Source organism: Mesorhizobium sp. M0938 (assembly GCF_040319125.1).
Lineage (GTDB): Bacteria > Pseudomonadota > Alphaproteobacteria > Rhizobiales > Rhizobiaceae > Mesorhizobium > Mesorhizobium robiniae.
The window spans coordinates 297,161-312,073 of record NZ_JAMYNS010000003.1 but is presented as its reverse complement, the minus strand read 5'-3'; the positions used below and the strand labels follow the sequence as shown (position 1 = coordinate 312,073).

The window sequence follows — 14,913 nt, the reverse complement described above, 5'->3', positions numbered from 1 at the left end:
GATGCGGTCACGGGTTCAGTGACCAGGTCCGTCACTACGATGCTTTGACCCCGAGCTTGCGGGCCTTATCTTCGAAGCCATCTTTGATGTCCTCGATTGTCGGCAGATGCAGGCGCCGCAGCTGAGAGTGCACCTTCTTGGCGGCGTCGGAACTCAGGTCGCGTTTGAAATTAACGACGACCTGCTGAGCGGAGTCATAATTACGATAGCGCTCGATCTCGGTCTTGGTCGCCTGCTGCACGTGCTCCAGGGTCTTGCGGTCGGCCTCGGATTTTCATCCGGTTTCGCTCGCATAACCGGATTGAAGGCCTTGCTGATGACGAATTCGGCCAGTTCCTGCCGGGCGTTAGCCATGACCATTTCTCCCTCGAAATTGGCTGTCCGGCCTTAACCCACGCGGAAATTGAAGGTTCCCTCGGCGGCGGTTTTGTCGCGGCCGGGCGCTACATTAATCGCAGGCTTGGAAGTGCTTGGTTCAGCCGATCTGGTGGCGGTTGGTCCGCAGCAGGTTGGATGGAACCAAGCTGCAAATCTGCCGTTTGGCCTCATCAACGAAACACGTGCCAAAGGCGAGATGTACTTCGCAATGTGTCGCGCAGCCAAAATCGGGGAGCCGGAGTATGACCAATATGGCAGACGAAACAATTGACGGAGATCGGATAGGCTCAAACACAGACAATACCGAGCACGCCGATGAGCGCAGTCCCGATGGTCATCAGGGCAGAAAGGACAAGCGACAAGATCAAGCCGCCGAGCCGGACAACAATCGTCCGCAAGAGGATCCGGCAGAAGGTTCGCGCGACACGGTGGAGCACGAACTGGACAGACAGAAACAACCAGAGGCACCTCGCAGCGAGGCGAAACGCGCGCGTGACGATCTGCAGGAGCAGGTCAAGGAAGAGATCGAGCTGCCTCAACGAGGCTCGGCCTGACAGCGCCGATTTAGATTTGTTCGCCGAGCAGGATCCTCGCATCCTTGGCCGCGACGATGAACGCCTGGCGCGCGACCCTTGGCGGCTTTTCGCCGCGGATAACAGCAAGGCAGGCTTCGATTGCAGCGAGTCGCGTCTTGGAGGCTGGCGCCGGCCAGTCCCTCAGCAGCACTTCAGCCGCGTCGGAGACCGACAAAACAACCCGGTCGCGATCGATCCGGCCAGGTTGAACGACAATCGGCTTTCTGAAACGTCTCGTAGGCACGACACTCTCCAAAGCGGCGGTATGTTAGCTGCGTCCGATTTTCTTCGCTACCTCAAATGTTAATTGCAGTCGGGCTTGCCACTGCCCTGTCGATGCGAAGTTTGCGATCTCACCACACCGCGCTGTTTGGCGTACTACGAGGTGGCGTCACGAAGGTGATCTCTCAGCCACATTGTCGGCTGGATTTGGCGATCAGGTGCCAGCTAGGGAGCAGACCGACGCTGCTTCAAGGAGGTCAGGCACCACCATGAAATCACTGATTGCAGGAGCGGGCTGCTTGGCTCAGCTCGTGACGGCATGTACCTCATCCCCCGAACAACAACACAGTGTCTCGAGCGCGGCGTTGAAATTGGCGGAGCCGCGGGTCGTGATCGAGGCCGACCCTGCGCCGCCGTTCACGTATTGGGCGCCGGAGGGCTCCACGATACGCAACCATCCGCGAAATCCCGCGATTTGGGTCGCGCACATCGCTGGCCAGCCGCAGCGATACTATTACGGAGATCAGTGCCAGGCGTCCCGTTATCAGCATCTTCTCGGCCGGCCGCTCACTGAAATGCCGGATGCACCGAAGGACGCTATCTGGCGCATCCACTGCTCGACATGCGCCCGCACCTCCGATCTCGGTTGGGCCCGGATGAACATCAGCTACGATGAGGACACTCGGACAATTGTCGAGATTGCCTGCGGGTGACCGACGATCTCTAGCTTGCATCGTCGCGCCGCGTTGGGGATAGGCTAAGGCCATGGGCTGCTCGATGATCTATTTCACGGCCGACACGCATTTCAACGATCCCCGCATACTGCGCATCGATCGTCGCCCGTTCGGCTCACTGCCAGAACACGATCGAACGCTGATTTCGCTGTGGAACGAAACCGTCGGGCCGGACGACGAGATCTGGCATCTCGGCGATTTTGCCAAGGGATCGGCCGAATTCGTTTCATCGCTCCTGTCGTCACTTCATGGCCAGAAGCATTTGATTATCGGCAACAACGATGGCGCAGCGACCATCGACGCCGCAGGCTGGGCCAGCACACAACACTATAAGGAGCTGACGATAGACGGCAGGCTGCTGATCCTTTGCCACTATCCGTTTCGCACCTGGAATCAGATCGGCAAGAAATCGATCGATCTGCATGGCCATTCGCACGGCAGACTGAGCCCGGCTACACGCCAGTACGACGCAGGCGTCGACAGCTGGGATTTTCGCCCGGTCACCCTTTCCGCCATCCTTGCAAGTCGACCGCGGCGAACGGCCCGCCGGGATATTCAGCGCGAGTGATCGAAAACGCGCGACGGCTGTCGCTCACAGGTTGGCATTCATTCCCGTCGGTTGAGATGCATTTACGGCGAACAGATTTGCCGCGAACTCTGCATGCAGCTCATTCTCGCGTCCGAGATAGCGGGGCGAAAAATGAATCGGCACGGCATGTTCGACGCCCGCAAGCCTGGCGATCGTGCCGGCTTCGGCTGCCGTGAGATGCCGCTTCGCGGCGGCCAGCCGCCGATCCTCGTGCAGGAAGCCCGCTTCGATAAACAGCTGGTTCGCGCCGTGCGCAAGCGCAACGACACGCGCAAGATTTGCCTCGTTGAATGCGAGGTCGGTAGCGTAGACGATCCTCTGTCCGGGACCGGTCATCAGGGCCCCGGCACCGAGGAGTTCGCCGACCGAGATATGCCGATCGGCGGTTGGGGCGAGCGTCGTTTCCGGATCAGCTCCGCGCCGGACCGCACGCTTGGCTTGGTTCAACCAAGGTCCGACAGGCAAACCCAATGCTTCCAGCTGTGGCTTTTGCACATTGACCCGGATCTTTTCCTGAAATGCGAATGCAAGGGATGGAACGCCGTGGTCGAGCATTGCTGCTTCGATACGGAAATCGGGATCATCGAGCAGGATATTGCCCTCGGCTGGATTTGAAGCAGTGTCCTGCCGACCGAACCCCGCTCGTGCTCGAAAGAGGCGGGAATGATGAAATCCGGCCGGCGTCCAGTCGCAGGCTGCTATCATAAAGTCGTGGGACTGTTCGTCGAGAAGATTCCACGTGTATGCGTTGAGCTTGGCTTGCACCGCTTCGGTCAATCCAGGCGGGCCGAAGAAATGCACTGTTCTATTCCTGTATAGAAATAGCCGCAGGAGCCGATCGAAGCCGGCGAAGTGATCCATGTGCATGTGTGATACGAATACGTGGCTGACGCGCAGGATTTCGCGCGGCGAAAGTGGCGACAGATCGCCAATGTCGAAGAGCACGGCCCGGTTGCCGAAGCGGAAATCCAGAAGAAGCCCAGCGTCCGAAAAGCGGTCGTTGACCAGGCGCGGCTGAACCAGCAACGTCACCGGATTCACTCGATACTGTTTTCGAATTTTGCCATTAGGCGCTCACTTCAGAGACATGACGTCTATCCTCTAATCGGGCGCCCTCGGTGGCGGTTCCCATGGATGTCGCCGAGACGGCGCAGAAGGCGGCAAGCCGGCCAAACCGGGATGAACGTTCTGCCACATTCTGCGTTCTCTCCGTTCGGGCGAGTCGCGGGTCGCAACATCGGCACGGCAGCCATACGAGATATCACCGGGGACGGCGAGATGACCGAGCACAGAGACACTCAGCCGAGTGAGGCAAAGGGGACCGTGATCGCGTTCTCTGCGCCGGGCTGCGAACCCCTCTATGCTCACGAGCGAGAAGTCGTGGCTAACGTTGCCCGCACAATCGCGTCGCTCAAGGGATTTGCCTTCCGGCAAGATATGGGCAACAGCAACGGCGGCGGTGTGTATTTCGTGCCCGACGACAGCTTGCTTGCCGCCGATGCGGCACGGCTGGGTATCAACGGACCGCAAGACCTCTTTGGCGGCGTCGTGCCTTGGCGCTTTGCAATGACCAAGGCCATTACCCATGGATTGGTGGACGGCCTGGCCAAGCGACCGAAAGAATGGTCGAGCAGCTTCGGCAGGAATGTCCGCGCAGCAGTATTGCCTGGCTATACCGTGTTTTCGCGGCACGACGCGCTGCGGGCAGGGGAGCGTCTGCTGAAGCTCGGACCGGCCCGAGTGAAGCCACCGCTCTCCTCGCGAGGCCAGGACCAGCACATCGTTCGAACGGTCGTCGACGTCGAGAGACTGCTTGAGCGATACCACTCCTGCGACTTGGACGAGTGTGGTCTGGTGCTCGAAGCGAACCTCAGTGACATCGCCACGCTGAGCGTTGGCAGAACGGAAATCGACGAAATGGTGGTCGCCTACTACGGCACTCAACGGACGGCGATCGATAATGCGGGACAATCCGTTTATGGCGGATCCGATCTCATTGTCGTGCGCGGCGGGTGGGAAGCTCTCGACGACCTTCAGTTTCCCCGAGCATTAGCTTTGGCAACGGTGCAGGCGAGGGCCTATGACGCGGCGATGGCTGACTATCCCGGATTTTTCGCTTCGCGGCGCAATTACGATATCGGCCAGGGTGTCGATTCGTCGGGCATTTGGCGATCCGGTGTGCTCGAAGCCAGCTGGCGCATCGGCGGCAGCAGTACCGCCGAACTTGCGGCAATAAAGATCATGAAGCATGACCCGGACATCCAACTCGTCCGCGCGTCCACAGTTAAGGAGTTCGGCAATACCAGCCGGCTGCCGGTGAACGCGGACGTTCACCTTTCAGGGAGACGACCCCGATGAGGGCCCGATCACACGCTATACCGTCATCGTCCATGCAATCCGGGAGCCCGCCAATCGCACTCGCTTATGAGTGTCGAATTTAGATCGCAAAACGCTTGCCGCCAGGGAACATCTGTGGGCGGCTCGAGTTGTTCGGGAGACCCCTGAAGCCAGCTCGAAGGAGGAAAAAGTGATCGAGGTTATTTCTGCTCCTGAAAACGTCGCCGCATTTCGCGTTGCCGGTACCGTGACTGCACAGGACTACGATAAAGTCATTCCGGCGATCGAAGAGAAACTGAGCGAACATGAAGAGATCGGCGTCCTCGCCGACCTTACCGATTTGGAGGACATGACGGGCGATGCTTTGCGCCGCGACCTGCAATATGGCCTGAGCAAACTTGGCGAATTCCACCGCTTCCAGCGTGCCGCAGTGGTGTCCGAAAAACAGTGGATCAAGGCAGCCACGGAGATGACTGGCGCGCTTTTCCCGCAGTTCGAGGCACGGGTGTTCTCGGAGAACGAAAAGGCTCAGGCTCTGGAATGGGTTGCAGGTGTCCAATAGCGGCATCCAGCTGGTCATCTTCAGACTGTTTAGGGAGCGGCCATGCCAACCACTTACAACAAACGGCGGGATTCGGATGGCCTGTGGGAGGTCTATGACGGCGAGAGCGAGGAAGCGGTCGTAGTTGACGGTATGCCGCTTTCTGGACTGGACGAAATCGAAGCCGACGAAGCGATCAGAAAGCTCAGGCGGGGTGAGTTGACATCCGACAACATTCCCCCGACGGCTCAGTCCGGGTGGCCTCCGACCAAAGACGGCATATAATGGGTTCAGGCTATCTTGAGCCCTCCGTCGTCCTCGAACCGAGAGCGGGACTGGTTCGGTGTTGCAAAACCGCGTAAGCCGTTGTCCAAACCGCACTGGCGGCTATCGCCATTATCTGCGCGCTAGTTCTTGCTGCGTTTTTCATCTGCCTTGAATATTCGGCCCCTGACGGAAGGGCCCTCGTTATCCCCGGATCGCAACAAATCGCCGTGATGCGTCTCTCGCTGACCCGAACTCGACAGACAAGCGCGAGCGAGGTTGCAGGGGCGGCATTTCCAGTGCATTCTCGACATCGTCCATGACCAAGCAGTATCTCAACCATCAGTTGGAGTGCCCTTATTGCCTGACAATAAGGCTGCGGATTCCGGCCGACGCCGGTCCTGACGACCGGATCTTTTGCGACGACTGTGGCGAGTTCCTGGGAATCTGGGACGATCTGCTTACCGATTTTGAGAGGCAGGGCGGGCAGGATGGAGTATTCCGTCTAGATAAAGGTCGTATCAGGCGGATCGAATGAGCCGCAAGCGAGGCAACCATCGCCTCGGCGGCCTCTGCTCACCAGCGTAACGCTTGCCTGAACATGCGACGCGAGGCGCCAGAAAAAATTTTTGGCGATGCTGAAGTGATGTGGAACTTGTTGCTGGCCGGTGGGGTTATCGGACGCCTTCACGTTTTAGGAAGGCTAGCTCCAACCCCAGCGGGAGACGACCATGGCCACTGCGAAGAAATCAACGAAAGCGGCAACCAAGGGTCTTGAGGACCTGTTCCTCGACGGGCTCAAAGATCTTTACTATGCCGAAAAGAAGATACTGAGGGCCCTGCCGAAAATGGCGAAAGGTGCTGAGTCGGAAAAGGTGACTGCTGCCTTCGAAAAACATCGCATGGAAACGGAAGGTCACGTCGACCGCCTTGAGGAAGTGTTCGAGAAATTCGGCAAGGCAGCACGCGGCAAGACCTGTCCGGCGATCGACGGCATCATTGAAGAGGGCTCGGAGATCCTCGAAGACTACGAGGGTGCTCCGGCGCTCGATGCCGGATTGGTCGCAGCGGCGCAAGCCGTCGAGCATTACGAGATCGCCCGGTACGGTACTCTTATCGCCTGGGCAGAACAGATGGGAAAGGCCGATGTTGCCGCCCTTCTCAAGGCGACGCTCAAGGAAGAGCTCGCGACGGACGAAGCGCTGACGGGCCTAGGCGAGGGCGGTGTCAACCAGCGTGCTCTTGAAGCGGCCGCGTAGTCCCGTATGCCACCGATTTGCGGAGTCCGGGCAACGGATCGCCCAGACTCCGCGCCGAAGATGCGGGCACAGTTCAGTTATTTGTTGTCCCGCCGCCGTTCTTTTTGACACTGCTGCAGAATTCAGGGTGACTGTTGGCGGCATTGGCGTTTGCCGCCTCCTCATCGCAGACTTTTGTCATCGCCGTGCGGTCCTCGTCCGTCAGCGCTTTCCATGCCTTCGTGAACTCGTCGTCGGACCGCAGAGTCGTCATGCTGGAGTCTGTGTAGAACGGCTGCATCTTTGCGGGGTCGTCCAAGGCAGACGTACCCGTGTCGGCGCCTGCCGCGAGAGAAACGCCGCTTACCATAGAAAGCGCCATCGCGCCTAAACAGATCATCTTGTAGTTCATGGCAAGACCCTTTCCATTGATTAGAGGTCGCTAATGCAGAGACCTGCTGGCAAACGGCGAGTTTCAGAAAAGGTTCCTGTTCCACTTGCCGGCAGGCCGCCGATCGGCGCTTCTTACGACCTGGTGGTGGCCTGGTTCATTTAGTCGAAACGCTTGCCTCCGGCCTTCCCGGTTCGGTGGTGCGGATCTCGGAAATTTATCGGATGGGGCGGGTGATAGGCGCTGAACAATACGGGAGACGCATCGGTGCCGGATGAATGGAACATCTGCCGACAATTGCCGTTGATAATGCTCACCAGGCGAAAGGGGCGCACATGTCAAAACTTCAGGCGGCAACTCCAGAGGACTTGCAACGGCTTAAGCTTGAGGCGTCGGCTTACTTTGGCCCGAAACTGCTCAAAGAGGCACTGTTGCGCCTTTGCCGGGCTTGCGGAAGCGATAGCCTCGACCGGTTCGAGAAAACAATGGTCGATCAGATAGAGGCAATGCAAGATGATGATAAAGCCAACTTCGAAACACTGAAGGAATTTGGCATCGAACAGCTTTATGCCTGTGTTCGAGAGGTCAAGTCTTCACCCGACATGAAACAGCCGCTGGAGGACACCGAAACCCGAAGGACGCCTGGTCGATCGCAGAAGCCGGAAACCCTGGAAGACCAGTTGCAGGCCGGCCTTGAGGATTCCTTCCCCGCGAGCGACCCGCCTGCCGTGGTGTCCACAGCGATCCCCGGCGGGTCGAAAAAGCTTGTCGGGACTGATGAAGTTCTGAAAAAGCAGCGAGAGGAGGGCGGCTGAGACGAACAGCCGGTCATAGATATCCGAGTGGATGGGATGCTTCCGCCCAGTTAGTTGCCGCGACTCCAAACAGACGGCCAGAATGCACCGGCCTCAGAGCTTGACGGCCGCCTCCCGTGCCCACAGCCGCAACTTCCGGCAGGCCTTTACAAATTCCTCAGCTGCCTCTTTTGATTCCAGCCTTATCAGCCCTTCGTCTGCATCCGCATCGACACCTGCCTTGGCCAGCAGCGCCTCGGCTCCCGACGTGAAACCGATGAACTTGCAATGCGCGAACGCGTCGGAAACGAAGTCCTTTGCGGCGGCTTCCTTGGCCAGCAGTTCGGCGCCCGGCTCCGAGAGCATAAGCACGACCGCGTCAAACAGGACCGATGGTCCGCCGTCGATCATGTGCTTCGCTTCGATTTGCGTCCCGTCGGCCGCATCTACGCCGCCGACCTTTGCGGCGATAACCTCCATAACTGCGCCTTCGGTTTCGATCGCGGATCGGAGTTGCTCGAACAGCGCAGCATCCACCCCGCCGCTGACCAATACGCCAACCTTGCGGCCTCTGAAGCTCTCCGGTCCGTTTTCGATGATGCTAAGTGCCGGCGAGGGCTCCAGGTCGTCCCGCGGCGGCACGGCAGTGTCCGCCGGATCGGGCATCTTTCGCATGCCGAGCTTGTCGGCGACGTTGGCCGCCAGCGCCTCGTCGATGTTGAGCAGATGGGAGACCATTCGCTCACGGATTGCCGGTGTCTGGACCTTGCTCAGCTCGAACGTCAAAGCCATGCCGATGTGGCGTTGTTCCGGAGGCGTTTGGCTGTTGAAGAACAGCCGCGCCTGGCTGTAGTGGTCGGCGAAGCTCTCTGCCCGCAGCCTCACTTTCTGCCCCTGCTCGACATCGGCAAAAGAACGGAAGCCGCGCCGGGGATCTTCGCGCGGACCCATGCCCCACGAATTCGGCTCATAATTGGCGCGGCCTACCGGGTTGCGCATGGCCATGTGCCCGTCCTGCTGAAAATGAGCAAATGGGCACTTCGGGGCATTGATCGGAAGGTGCGTAAAATTCGGGCTGCCGAGCCGCTTCAGCTGGGTATCGAGATATGAAAAATTGCGTCCCTGCAGCAGCGGGTCATTGGAAAAATCAATGCCGGGCGGCACGTTTTGCGTCATGAACGCCACCTGCTCGGTCTCGGCGAAGAAATTGTCGGGCATACGATCCAGGACCAGTCGTCCCACGGGGATCGGCTCGATGATCTCCTCCGGAATGATCTTGGTGGCGTCGAGGACGTCGAAGTCGAATTTGTCTGCAAAATCTTGATCGAAGAGCTGTACGGTAAGTTCCCACTCCGGGAAGTTGCCGGACTGGATCGCCTCCCACAGGTCGCGGCGATGGAAATCCGGATCGGCGCCATTGATCTTGACCGCTTCATTCCAGACCACCGACTGCATGCCCAGCTTTGGTTTCCAGATGAATTTGACGAAAGTGGATTCGTCGTCGGCGTTGACGAAGCGGAAAGTGTGGACGCCAAAACCCTGCATGAACCGGAAGGAGCGAGGGATCGCACGGTCCGACATGATCCACATGACCATGTGCATCGATTCGGGCATCAGGCTGATGAAGTCCCAAAAATTGTCATGCGCGGTTTGAGCCTGCGGGAAGTCGCGGTCCGGCTCCTGCTTGGCGGCATGGATCAGGTCGGGAAACTTGATCGCGTCCTGGATGAAGAAGACCGGGATGTTGTTGCCGACCAGGTCCCAATTGCCTTCCTTGGTGTAGAGCTTTACGGCGAAGCCGCGCACGTCGCGGGCCAGGTCGAACGAGCCCTTGTTGCCGGCGACTGTCGAGAAGCGCACGAAGACCGGCGTCTTTTCGCCGGCACGCTGGAAGATGTCGGCGCGCGTGTATTTGGCGAGCGATTCATAGGTTTCAAAATAACCGTGTGCGCCGTAGCCGCGAGCATGAACGACCCGCTCGGGAATCCGCTCGTGATCGAAATGGAAGATCTTGTCACGAAAGTGGAAATCCTCGATCAGCGACGGGCCACGCTCGCCGATCTTCAGCGTGTTCTGATCGTCGGAGACAGGGGTGCCGAGCGCAGTGGTCAGGACGGGGATTTCGCCTTCAGCGGTTTGGTGAAGCTCACCGCCGCTTCCTCGCCCGACATTTTGGTCGCGACTGCTCGCGGGCCGACTTTCTGAACGTTGCCGGGATTGGGCCATGATTATCGCTCCTCGATGGATGAAGGCCGGAACCACCGGCTCAAGCCGTCGAACTGTCGGTGCGCAGCTTTGTTCCAGCAAAAGAACTGCCGGCTTTGCTGCCGAATAGTAGCGATTCGAAGTCGCAGCCTGCCCACAGGGGCGGCACGTTCCCGTGACGATGCGGATCGGAGAATAGGACCTGACAGGACGACCGGAAGCTCGCGCGATGTCTCAATCGAACCGGCGGGATTCGTCGCAACAGGAGCTCGGCCGCACAGGTGCGCCCGTGCATAGTTCGCCCATCCGAGATTTTCTAGCGACTTATTTCAATGTCCGGAACGATCCAAACCTTCATGCATTTAGCTAGGTCTACGTTCATCAACTCGTTCTTGCTGGGAGTTGGACCATTGTCCTCCAGGGGGTACGCCTTGGCCAACCAGGAAATGGATGAAGTTTCCATCGTTGACCTGATACCTGCCTTGCGAGCCTTCGCCCGCACCTTTTGCCGCGTTCCTGACGATGCCGACGACCTGGTTCAGGAGACGTTGACCAAAGGGCTCGCCAACATCGATAAGTTCGAGCCCGGGACGCGTATGAAGTCATGGCTCTTCACCATCATGCGCAACACTTATTATACGCGCATCAAAGCGGCCGACAGGGAAAGACCCGGCCTGCTTGACTGTGCCTCTCTGATCCCAGTTTCGGAAGCTACGCAGGAGTGGTCCGTTCAGAGCAAGGAAGTCTATGGCGCGGTCCAGAAGCTGCCGGAACATCAACGCGAGGTCCTGATGTTGATCGGCGTTCTTGGCGTCAGCTATGAAGAAACTGCCGAAATATGCGGTTGCGCGGTGGGGACGGTAAAGAGCCGCCTCAACCGAGCGCGCGCCGGCGTTCTGGAATATCTCGGCGAAAGTTCGCCGCAGACATTGGTGGAAAGACGCAATCATCTGTCTGAAGCGGAGGGAAATTTCGCGGTCGACAGGCGTCGATAACTAGTCCTCGTTCTTTGTCTTGCATCGACGCTTCGCGACAAGCGCGTTCTGCAATTGAACTGCAAGGTCGGTCAATCGGTCGGGAACCTTTTCCTGCTCGATCGCAGTCAGCAGAGATGCGATCTTCCGGTCTATTGCCAGCCGGTTTCGCGGGCTGATGGTATCGTCGCTCGAGCGAGACATCGTGTTCTCTTAACGAATTGGTCCCTTCACCAGTGTGGTGTCAGCAATCAGAGTTTGCAAGGATTCACGCGCCGTTCTCACAGTTAGCGCCGAGCCTTGCACAGCATTGTTTCGAAGCCGCTGGTATCGTCGGGAAAGCCTATGCGTTCCCTCCAATCCTCCCCGGGGCAATATCCCCGGGCGCGTTCGACAAATTCGACTCTCGCGACCTCAGCTGGTCGCTGGTCATGATCGCGTCTGCGATTTCAACGTTCGGTCTTAACCGAGCCGATCTGCGGCATGATACTGATCGGAGTTGATCCGATTGCCATCGAGCCTGCGTTGCTCGGTGTTTGCTTCTAGGCTCTGGCGGACGCAACCGCTTTTCCTCAGCCTAATCCTTGAGAAAACCGGTCATCGCGCCGTCGCCGGAGCCTTTTGCTCTGACGGTCGAGGTGACGTCTCTTGCCGCCGTATGCCACCTAGTCCTCCTTCGGATTGTGGGCACTCACAGGTGCCTTTTCTATTTGACGCCCGAACAGTTATTGGGCCGTAATGTTCCGTCGGATGCAGCAAGAAGAAAGGCATTGCCATCCCAAAGCCGGAACGGCTTCTCGCCGTTCACCACCACCTGCATGCCGTGGACTTTGGCGAGGCGGTGAACATCGGCACGATCCAGCGCCGACGATCCGCGATAGGAGTAATTCAGAAGTGCCGCCATGCCTGACGGCCTCAGAACGCGCGCAATTTCCTTGAAATACCGCTCGGCCAGGCCAGCCAACACCAGGTAAGGGAAACTGTCGACAGCCAGCACGCAATCGAAGCTTGCGTTTCCGAAATCGGCAAGATCGAGACCAGAGGTCGGCCGCAGTTCGACATTGCGCAGACTGGCGCATCGATGACGAGCGGTCGAAATCATCTTTGAAGATATGTCGATGCCGACGATCCGATGCGCTGCATCGCAGAGCGCGCTTTCGAAACGTCCGATGCCGCAACCAATGTCCAGAATATCGCGGTCGGTGCCGGTGAAGCCCTGTGCTTCCAGCCACGCTACCACCTCGTTGGTGGCTGCGGTGAGGTTCTCCTCATCTCCCAACGAAGAAAGCTGAACGCTCGCCGCCAGCGAAATCGCCGCCGCGGCATCAAAGCCGGAGGCCAGCCGCCTGACGACGGCGGCATCCGTTTCCTCCTCATGACGTTCGTGGCGAACGGCCGCGCCTGTTTCACGCAGCATGGCAAAGATGTCAGGCCTGTGACGTAGCAGCTCGGAGATCCGCTCCAGTCTGTCGCGTTTTCGAACGTCGGCGGAATACATGCCCAGCGCCACATCGGCCAATTCTGCCGCATCGATCCCCGTCTCGAAGCGAAGCGCCAGCCTGGCAATGATGGCTTCGACGCAGGCGCCGTCGGCCATGCACTCCTCGATTGCTAACCTTGCTGTCGACGCCTGTGGCGATGGTTTTCGTCCAGTCGCGCTCATTGAGCCATGCTCCGCGTCCAGACCCTTCGCATTGTCCATTGGTCGACGGCACCCCAGCCATACTTGTAGGTTTCCTGGCCGCGCAGAAAATCGAACTCCCGCGCCCCTTCACGAGCCGCCTCGGCAATCGCGTGACCGATCAGGATTGCCCCAGGGCTTTCCTCGGCATAGGCCGGATCAAAACCGCCGAGATAGGCATACGCCCGGTGCCGATGGTGAAATCCGTAATAGGCGCCGACGACCGCGTCGTCGATAGCAACAAGCCAGCATCGGACAAGACCCTGTGCGGCAAGCAGGGCAAGCGCCTGCCGATGGAATTCTTCTGCAGCCGGATCGGCCAGCACGCCGTCGCCGTGCCCGGCCCAACGCGCGCCGTGAAGGCGGATCAGGTGATCGAAGAATGCTTTGGGATCGGTATGCGCCGGCATGATGGAGACGCAGCCGCGCCTACGTGCGGCTTTATGCGCGCGGCGTAACTGGCGTCTTCTCCGCGCCGGAATGCAGACCGCAGGCGCATCGTCACCAGCGATCGAGAGCACGGGACAGGCGGCGTGATCGACGAGTTGACCTGCCTCCAGCGCAGGGTGCGTTATGGCGAAACCCGCAGCACCCGCCGGCAAATCCGGCAAAATCCATTGCGACCACTCGATCGCAAGAACTTGGTCGGCGATGGCGACGGCGACCGCCGCTTCGATGCCGGGGAAACACAGGACATCCAGATAGTCGCTCAACGAAATCCCGACCGGAAGCAGTCGCAGACCGGAAGACTTATCCTCCAGGTAAAACGGCGCCAATCCCACTAGATCGTCGCCACGCCAGACGGCGATCGCCGCCAGCTCTCCCGGCGCGAATGCGCGCCACCACGGTATTAGCCAGGCGGGACATTGGAACGGCGTCGCCGTCCGGCTGTGCGCCCAGAGTTCCCACCAACGCGGCGCCAGGGCCTCAAGGGCGGCAGGATCGTCGATGATCTCCGAGCGGAGCATGGAAGCCTCACTGCACCGCCGTGAGGCGCCTACTGCCGCTACCAAGCCCTGCCAGCGCATGATAGGCATCCAGATAAGACGAAATCATGCGATCGAGCGAAAAGCGCCGGCGCGCCTCGGCCCGGCATGTCTCGGCGTCCAGGCTGGTTGCTGCGACGATGGCTTCTGCCATCTCGTCGACGTCGTTTACCAGAAATCCCGTCTTGCCGTGTTCGACCACATCCGGCAGCGCGCCATTTGGAAAGGCGACGACTGGCGTACCGCAGGCCAGCGCCTCCATCGCGACGAGCGAGCTGGTTTCCGCGGCTAGGCTGGGAACGACCAGGCAGCGGGCGGCATTGAGAAAGCGCCGTTTGGCGGCGAAGCCGAGCGGACCGAGGAGGCGGCGGTTCTTGTCTAGGCGAGGCTGGACTTCGTCACGAAAGTACAGCGTGTGCGTTTCATAAGGGTAGACCTTGCCGCCGATGACCAGCGGCACGTCTGCCTGTTTGGCTGCGTCCAGCGCCAGATGGATGCCCTTTTCCGGGCAGATGCGGCTGAGCACCAGCGCGAAGTTGCGCTTGGACTGCCGACCGCTCAGCGCGTCGATGTCGACCCCGTTTGGAATGGGGGCGACCAGCCTGGCGCCTGGTGGTGCGGTTCTCTGCTGGGCCTCTGAGACGGCATGAAGCCATAGATCATCGCGTAGCGGGCGCAAAGCATCGGCCGGATACCAGTCGAGCGGCAGATGCAGGCTTACCAGTGTCGGACCCTGGTCAGGCAGGTAGGCATCAAAATCGATGCCGTGCAGATGGATCACGTCGATCGGCCAGCGGGCGCGTGCGACTTCTATCGCGGCGCGGTGGGAGCGCTGCGCCCGTATTTTCGCCGCATCGTCGAGCACGCCTGGTTCAGCGGGCGTCTCGATGAGGACCCCCGCCGCCTTGGACCCCTGGCAACCAATCACGATGGAACCGTGTCCCGCCCGCACCAGCGCCTGATCGAGCATCGATAGCACCTGCTCGGCGCCGCCAACCGCGTCC

Annotated in this window: 18 protein-coding genes; 10 read left to right on the top strand and 8 right to left on the bottom strand. The window is 59.5% G+C overall.

All coding sequences use genetic code 11. The features are described from left to right. Positions 1-34 precede the first annotated feature (34 nt). The gene (locus NKH73_RS06810; protein WP_352929385.1) at positions 35-241 is read right to left on the bottom strand and encodes a hypothetical protein; all 207 of its coding nucleotides are present in this window, start codon (positions 239-241) and stop codon (positions 35-37) included. 379 nt (positions 242-620) lie between these two features. Between NKH73_RS06810 and NKH73_RS06805 the strand changes: the two genes are divergently transcribed. Continuing rightward, positions 621-932 (top strand): hypothetical protein, encoded by a 312-nt coding sequence (locus NKH73_RS06805; RefSeq protein ID WP_352929382.1) that lies wholly within the window; start codon positions 621-623, stop codon positions 930-932. A 10-nt stretch (positions 933-942) separates the two neighbouring features. Here the strand turns inward: NKH73_RS06805 and NKH73_RS06800 are convergent, their stop codons facing one another. Next, a complete protein-coding gene (locus NKH73_RS06800; RefSeq protein WP_352929379.1) occupies positions 943-1,197 on the bottom strand; it encodes a DUF982 domain-containing protein in 255 nt (84 codons plus the stop codon). Between the two features lie 247 nt (positions 1,198-1,444). On the opposite strand from NKH73_RS06800, the gene NKH73_RS06795 reads away from it, so the two are divergent. Then, on the top strand, positions 1,445-1,888 hold the full coding sequence (locus tag NKH73_RS06795) for a hypothetical protein (protein WP_352929377.1): 444 nt from the start codon (positions 1,445-1,447) through the stop codon (positions 1,886-1,888). 64 nt (positions 1,889-1,952) lie between these two features. Further along, complete coding sequence (locus NKH73_RS06790) at positions 1,953-2,477, top strand: metallophosphoesterase family protein (RefSeq protein WP_352929375.1); 525 nt, start codon at positions 1,953-1,955, stop codon at positions 2,475-2,477. 24 nt (positions 2,478-2,501) lie between these two features. Here NKH73_RS06790 and NKH73_RS06785 read toward each other — a convergent pair whose 3' ends face one another. Next, entirely contained in the window at positions 2,502-3,539 is a 1,038-nt protein-coding gene (locus NKH73_RS06785) for a ribonuclease Z (protein ID WP_352929372.1), read from the bottom strand. A 237-nt stretch (positions 3,540-3,776) separates the two neighbouring features. Here NKH73_RS06785 and NKH73_RS06780 point away from each other — a divergent pair, with 237 nt between their 5' ends. From NKH73_RS06780 to NKH73_RS06760, 5 genes are all read left to right on the top strand, one after another. Further along, the gene (locus NKH73_RS06780; protein ID WP_352929369.1) at positions 3,777-4,856 is read left to right on the top strand and encodes a DUF3182 family protein; all 1,080 of its coding nucleotides are present in this window, start codon (positions 3,777-3,779) and stop codon (positions 4,854-4,856) included. 169 nt (positions 4,857-5,025) lie between these two features. Then, the gene (locus NKH73_RS06775) at positions 5,026-5,397 is read left to right on the top strand and encodes a SpoIIAA family protein (RefSeq protein WP_352929367.1); all 372 of its coding nucleotides are present in this window, start codon (positions 5,026-5,028) and stop codon (positions 5,395-5,397) included. Between the two features lie 42 nt (positions 5,398-5,439). Beyond that, positions 5,440-5,661 carry a hypothetical protein gene (locus tag NKH73_RS06770; protein WP_352929365.1) on the top strand — a complete coding sequence of 74 codons (222 nt, stop codon included), beginning with the start codon at positions 5,440-5,442 and terminating at the stop codon, positions 5,659-5,661. 298 nt (positions 5,662-5,959) lie between these two features. Next, on the top strand, positions 5,960-6,178 hold the full coding sequence (locus NKH73_RS06765; RefSeq protein WP_352929362.1) for a hypothetical protein: 219 nt from the start codon (positions 5,960-5,962) through the stop codon (positions 6,176-6,178). Between the two features lie 193 nt (positions 6,179-6,371). Then, the gene (locus NKH73_RS06760) at positions 6,372-6,899 is read left to right on the top strand and encodes a YciE/YciF ferroxidase family protein (RefSeq protein WP_352929359.1); all 528 of its coding nucleotides are present in this window, start codon (positions 6,372-6,374) and stop codon (positions 6,897-6,899) included. Positions 6,900-6,972: 73 nt separating this feature from the next. Here NKH73_RS06760 and NKH73_RS06755 read toward each other — a convergent pair whose 3' ends face one another. Continuing rightward, positions 6,973-7,290 carry a hypothetical protein gene (locus NKH73_RS06755; RefSeq protein ID WP_352929356.1) on the bottom strand — a complete coding sequence of 106 codons (318 nt, stop codon included), beginning with the start codon at positions 7,288-7,290 and terminating at the stop codon, positions 6,973-6,975. Between the two features lie 257 nt (positions 7,291-7,547). Here NKH73_RS06755 and NKH73_RS06750 point away from each other — a divergent pair, with 257 nt between their 5' ends. Further along, positions 7,548-8,084, top strand: coding sequence for a hypothetical protein (locus NKH73_RS06750; protein ID WP_352929353.1), 537 nt, complete (start codon positions 7,548-7,550; stop codon positions 8,082-8,084). A 93-nt stretch (positions 8,085-8,177) separates the two neighbouring features. Here the strand turns inward: NKH73_RS06750 and katE are convergent, their stop codons facing one another. Beyond that, positions 8,178-10,289 carry a catalase gene (gene katE, locus NKH73_RS06745; RefSeq protein WP_352929351.1) on the bottom strand — a complete coding sequence of 704 codons (2,112 nt, stop codon included), beginning with the start codon at positions 10,287-10,289 and terminating at the stop codon, positions 8,178-8,180. Between the two features lie 410 nt (positions 10,290-10,699). On the opposite strand from katE, the gene NKH73_RS06740 reads away from it, so the two are divergent. Then, positions 10,700-11,263: a sigma-70 family RNA polymerase sigma factor gene (locus NKH73_RS06740; RefSeq protein WP_352929348.1), complete on the top strand. Its 564-nt coding sequence runs from the start codon at positions 10,700-10,702 to the stop codon at positions 11,261-11,263. A gap of 685 nt (positions 11,264-11,948) precedes the next feature. On the opposite strand, the gene NKH73_RS06735 is transcribed toward NKH73_RS06740, so the two are convergent. The 3 genes from NKH73_RS06735 to NKH73_RS06725 all read right to left on the bottom strand — a co-directional run bounded on the left by NKH73_RS06735 (position 11,949) and on the right by NKH73_RS06725 (position 14,879). Next, on the bottom strand, positions 11,949-12,839 hold the full coding sequence (locus NKH73_RS06735) for a methyltransferase domain-containing protein (protein ID WP_352929345.1): 891 nt from the start codon (positions 12,837-12,839) through the stop codon (positions 11,949-11,951). 62 nt (positions 12,840-12,901) lie between these two features. Continuing rightward, positions 12,902-13,891, bottom strand: a complete 990-nt coding sequence (locus NKH73_RS06730) for a GNAT family N-acetyltransferase (protein ID WP_352929343.1) — start codon at positions 13,889-13,891, stop codon at positions 12,902-12,904. 7 nt (positions 13,892-13,898) lie between these two features. Next, the gene (locus NKH73_RS06725; RefSeq protein ID WP_352929340.1) at positions 13,899-14,879 is read right to left on the bottom strand and encodes a glycosyltransferase; all 981 of its coding nucleotides are present in this window, start codon (positions 14,877-14,879) and stop codon (positions 13,899-13,901) included. Between the last annotated feature and the right edge of the window lie 34 nt (positions 14,880-14,913).

What these genes read in the sequence shown, in the direction of transcription:
- NKH73_RS06805 (WP_352929382.1), top strand. Translation starts at nt 621, where the DNA reads ATGACCAATATGGCAGACGAAACAATTGACGGAGATCGGATAGGCTCA.
- NKH73_RS06795 (WP_352929377.1), top strand. Translation starts at nt 1,445, where the DNA reads ATGAAATCACTGATTGCAGGAGCGGGCTGCTTGGCTCAGCTCGTGACG.
- NKH73_RS06790 (WP_352929375.1), top strand. Translation starts at nt 1,953, where the DNA reads ATGATCTATTTCACGGCCGACACGCATTTCAACGATCCCCGCATACTG.
- NKH73_RS06780 (WP_352929369.1), top strand. Translation starts at nt 3,777, where the DNA reads ATGACCGAGCACAGAGACACTCAGCCGAGTGAGGCAAAGGGGACCGTG.
- NKH73_RS06770 (WP_352929365.1), top strand. Translation starts at nt 5,440, where the DNA reads ATGCCAACCACTTACAACAAACGGCGGGATTCGGATGGCCTGTGGGAG.
- NKH73_RS06765 (WP_352929362.1), top strand. Translation starts at nt 5,960, where the DNA reads ATGACCAAGCAGTATCTCAACCATCAGTTGGAGTGCCCTTATTGCCTG.
- NKH73_RS06760 (WP_352929359.1), top strand. Translation starts at nt 6,372, where the DNA reads ATGGCCACTGCGAAGAAATCAACGAAAGCGGCAACCAAGGGTCTTGAG.
- NKH73_RS06755 (WP_352929356.1), bottom strand. Translation starts at nt 7,290, where the DNA reads ATGAACTACAAGATGATCTGTTTAGGCGCGATGGCGCTTTCTATGGTA.
- NKH73_RS06750 (WP_352929353.1), top strand. Translation starts at nt 7,548, where the DNA reads ATGGAACATCTGCCGACAATTGCCGTTGATAATGCTCACCAGGCGAAA.
- katE (WP_352929351.1), bottom strand. Translation starts at nt 10,289, where the DNA reads ATGGCCCAATCCCGGCAACGTTCAGAAAGTCGGCCCGCGAGCAGTCGC.
- NKH73_RS06735 (WP_352929345.1), bottom strand. Translation starts at nt 12,839, where the DNA reads ATGGCCGACGGCGCCTGCGTCGAAGCCATCATTGCCAGGCTGGCGCTT.
- NKH73_RS06730 (WP_352929343.1), bottom strand. Translation starts at nt 13,891, where the DNA reads ATGCTCCGCTCGGAGATCATCGACGATCCTGCCGCCCTTGAGGCCCTG.
- NKH73_RS06725 (WP_352929340.1), bottom strand. Translation starts at nt 14,879, where the DNA reads ATGCTCGATCAGGCGCTGGTGCGGGCGGGACACGGTTCCATCGTGATT.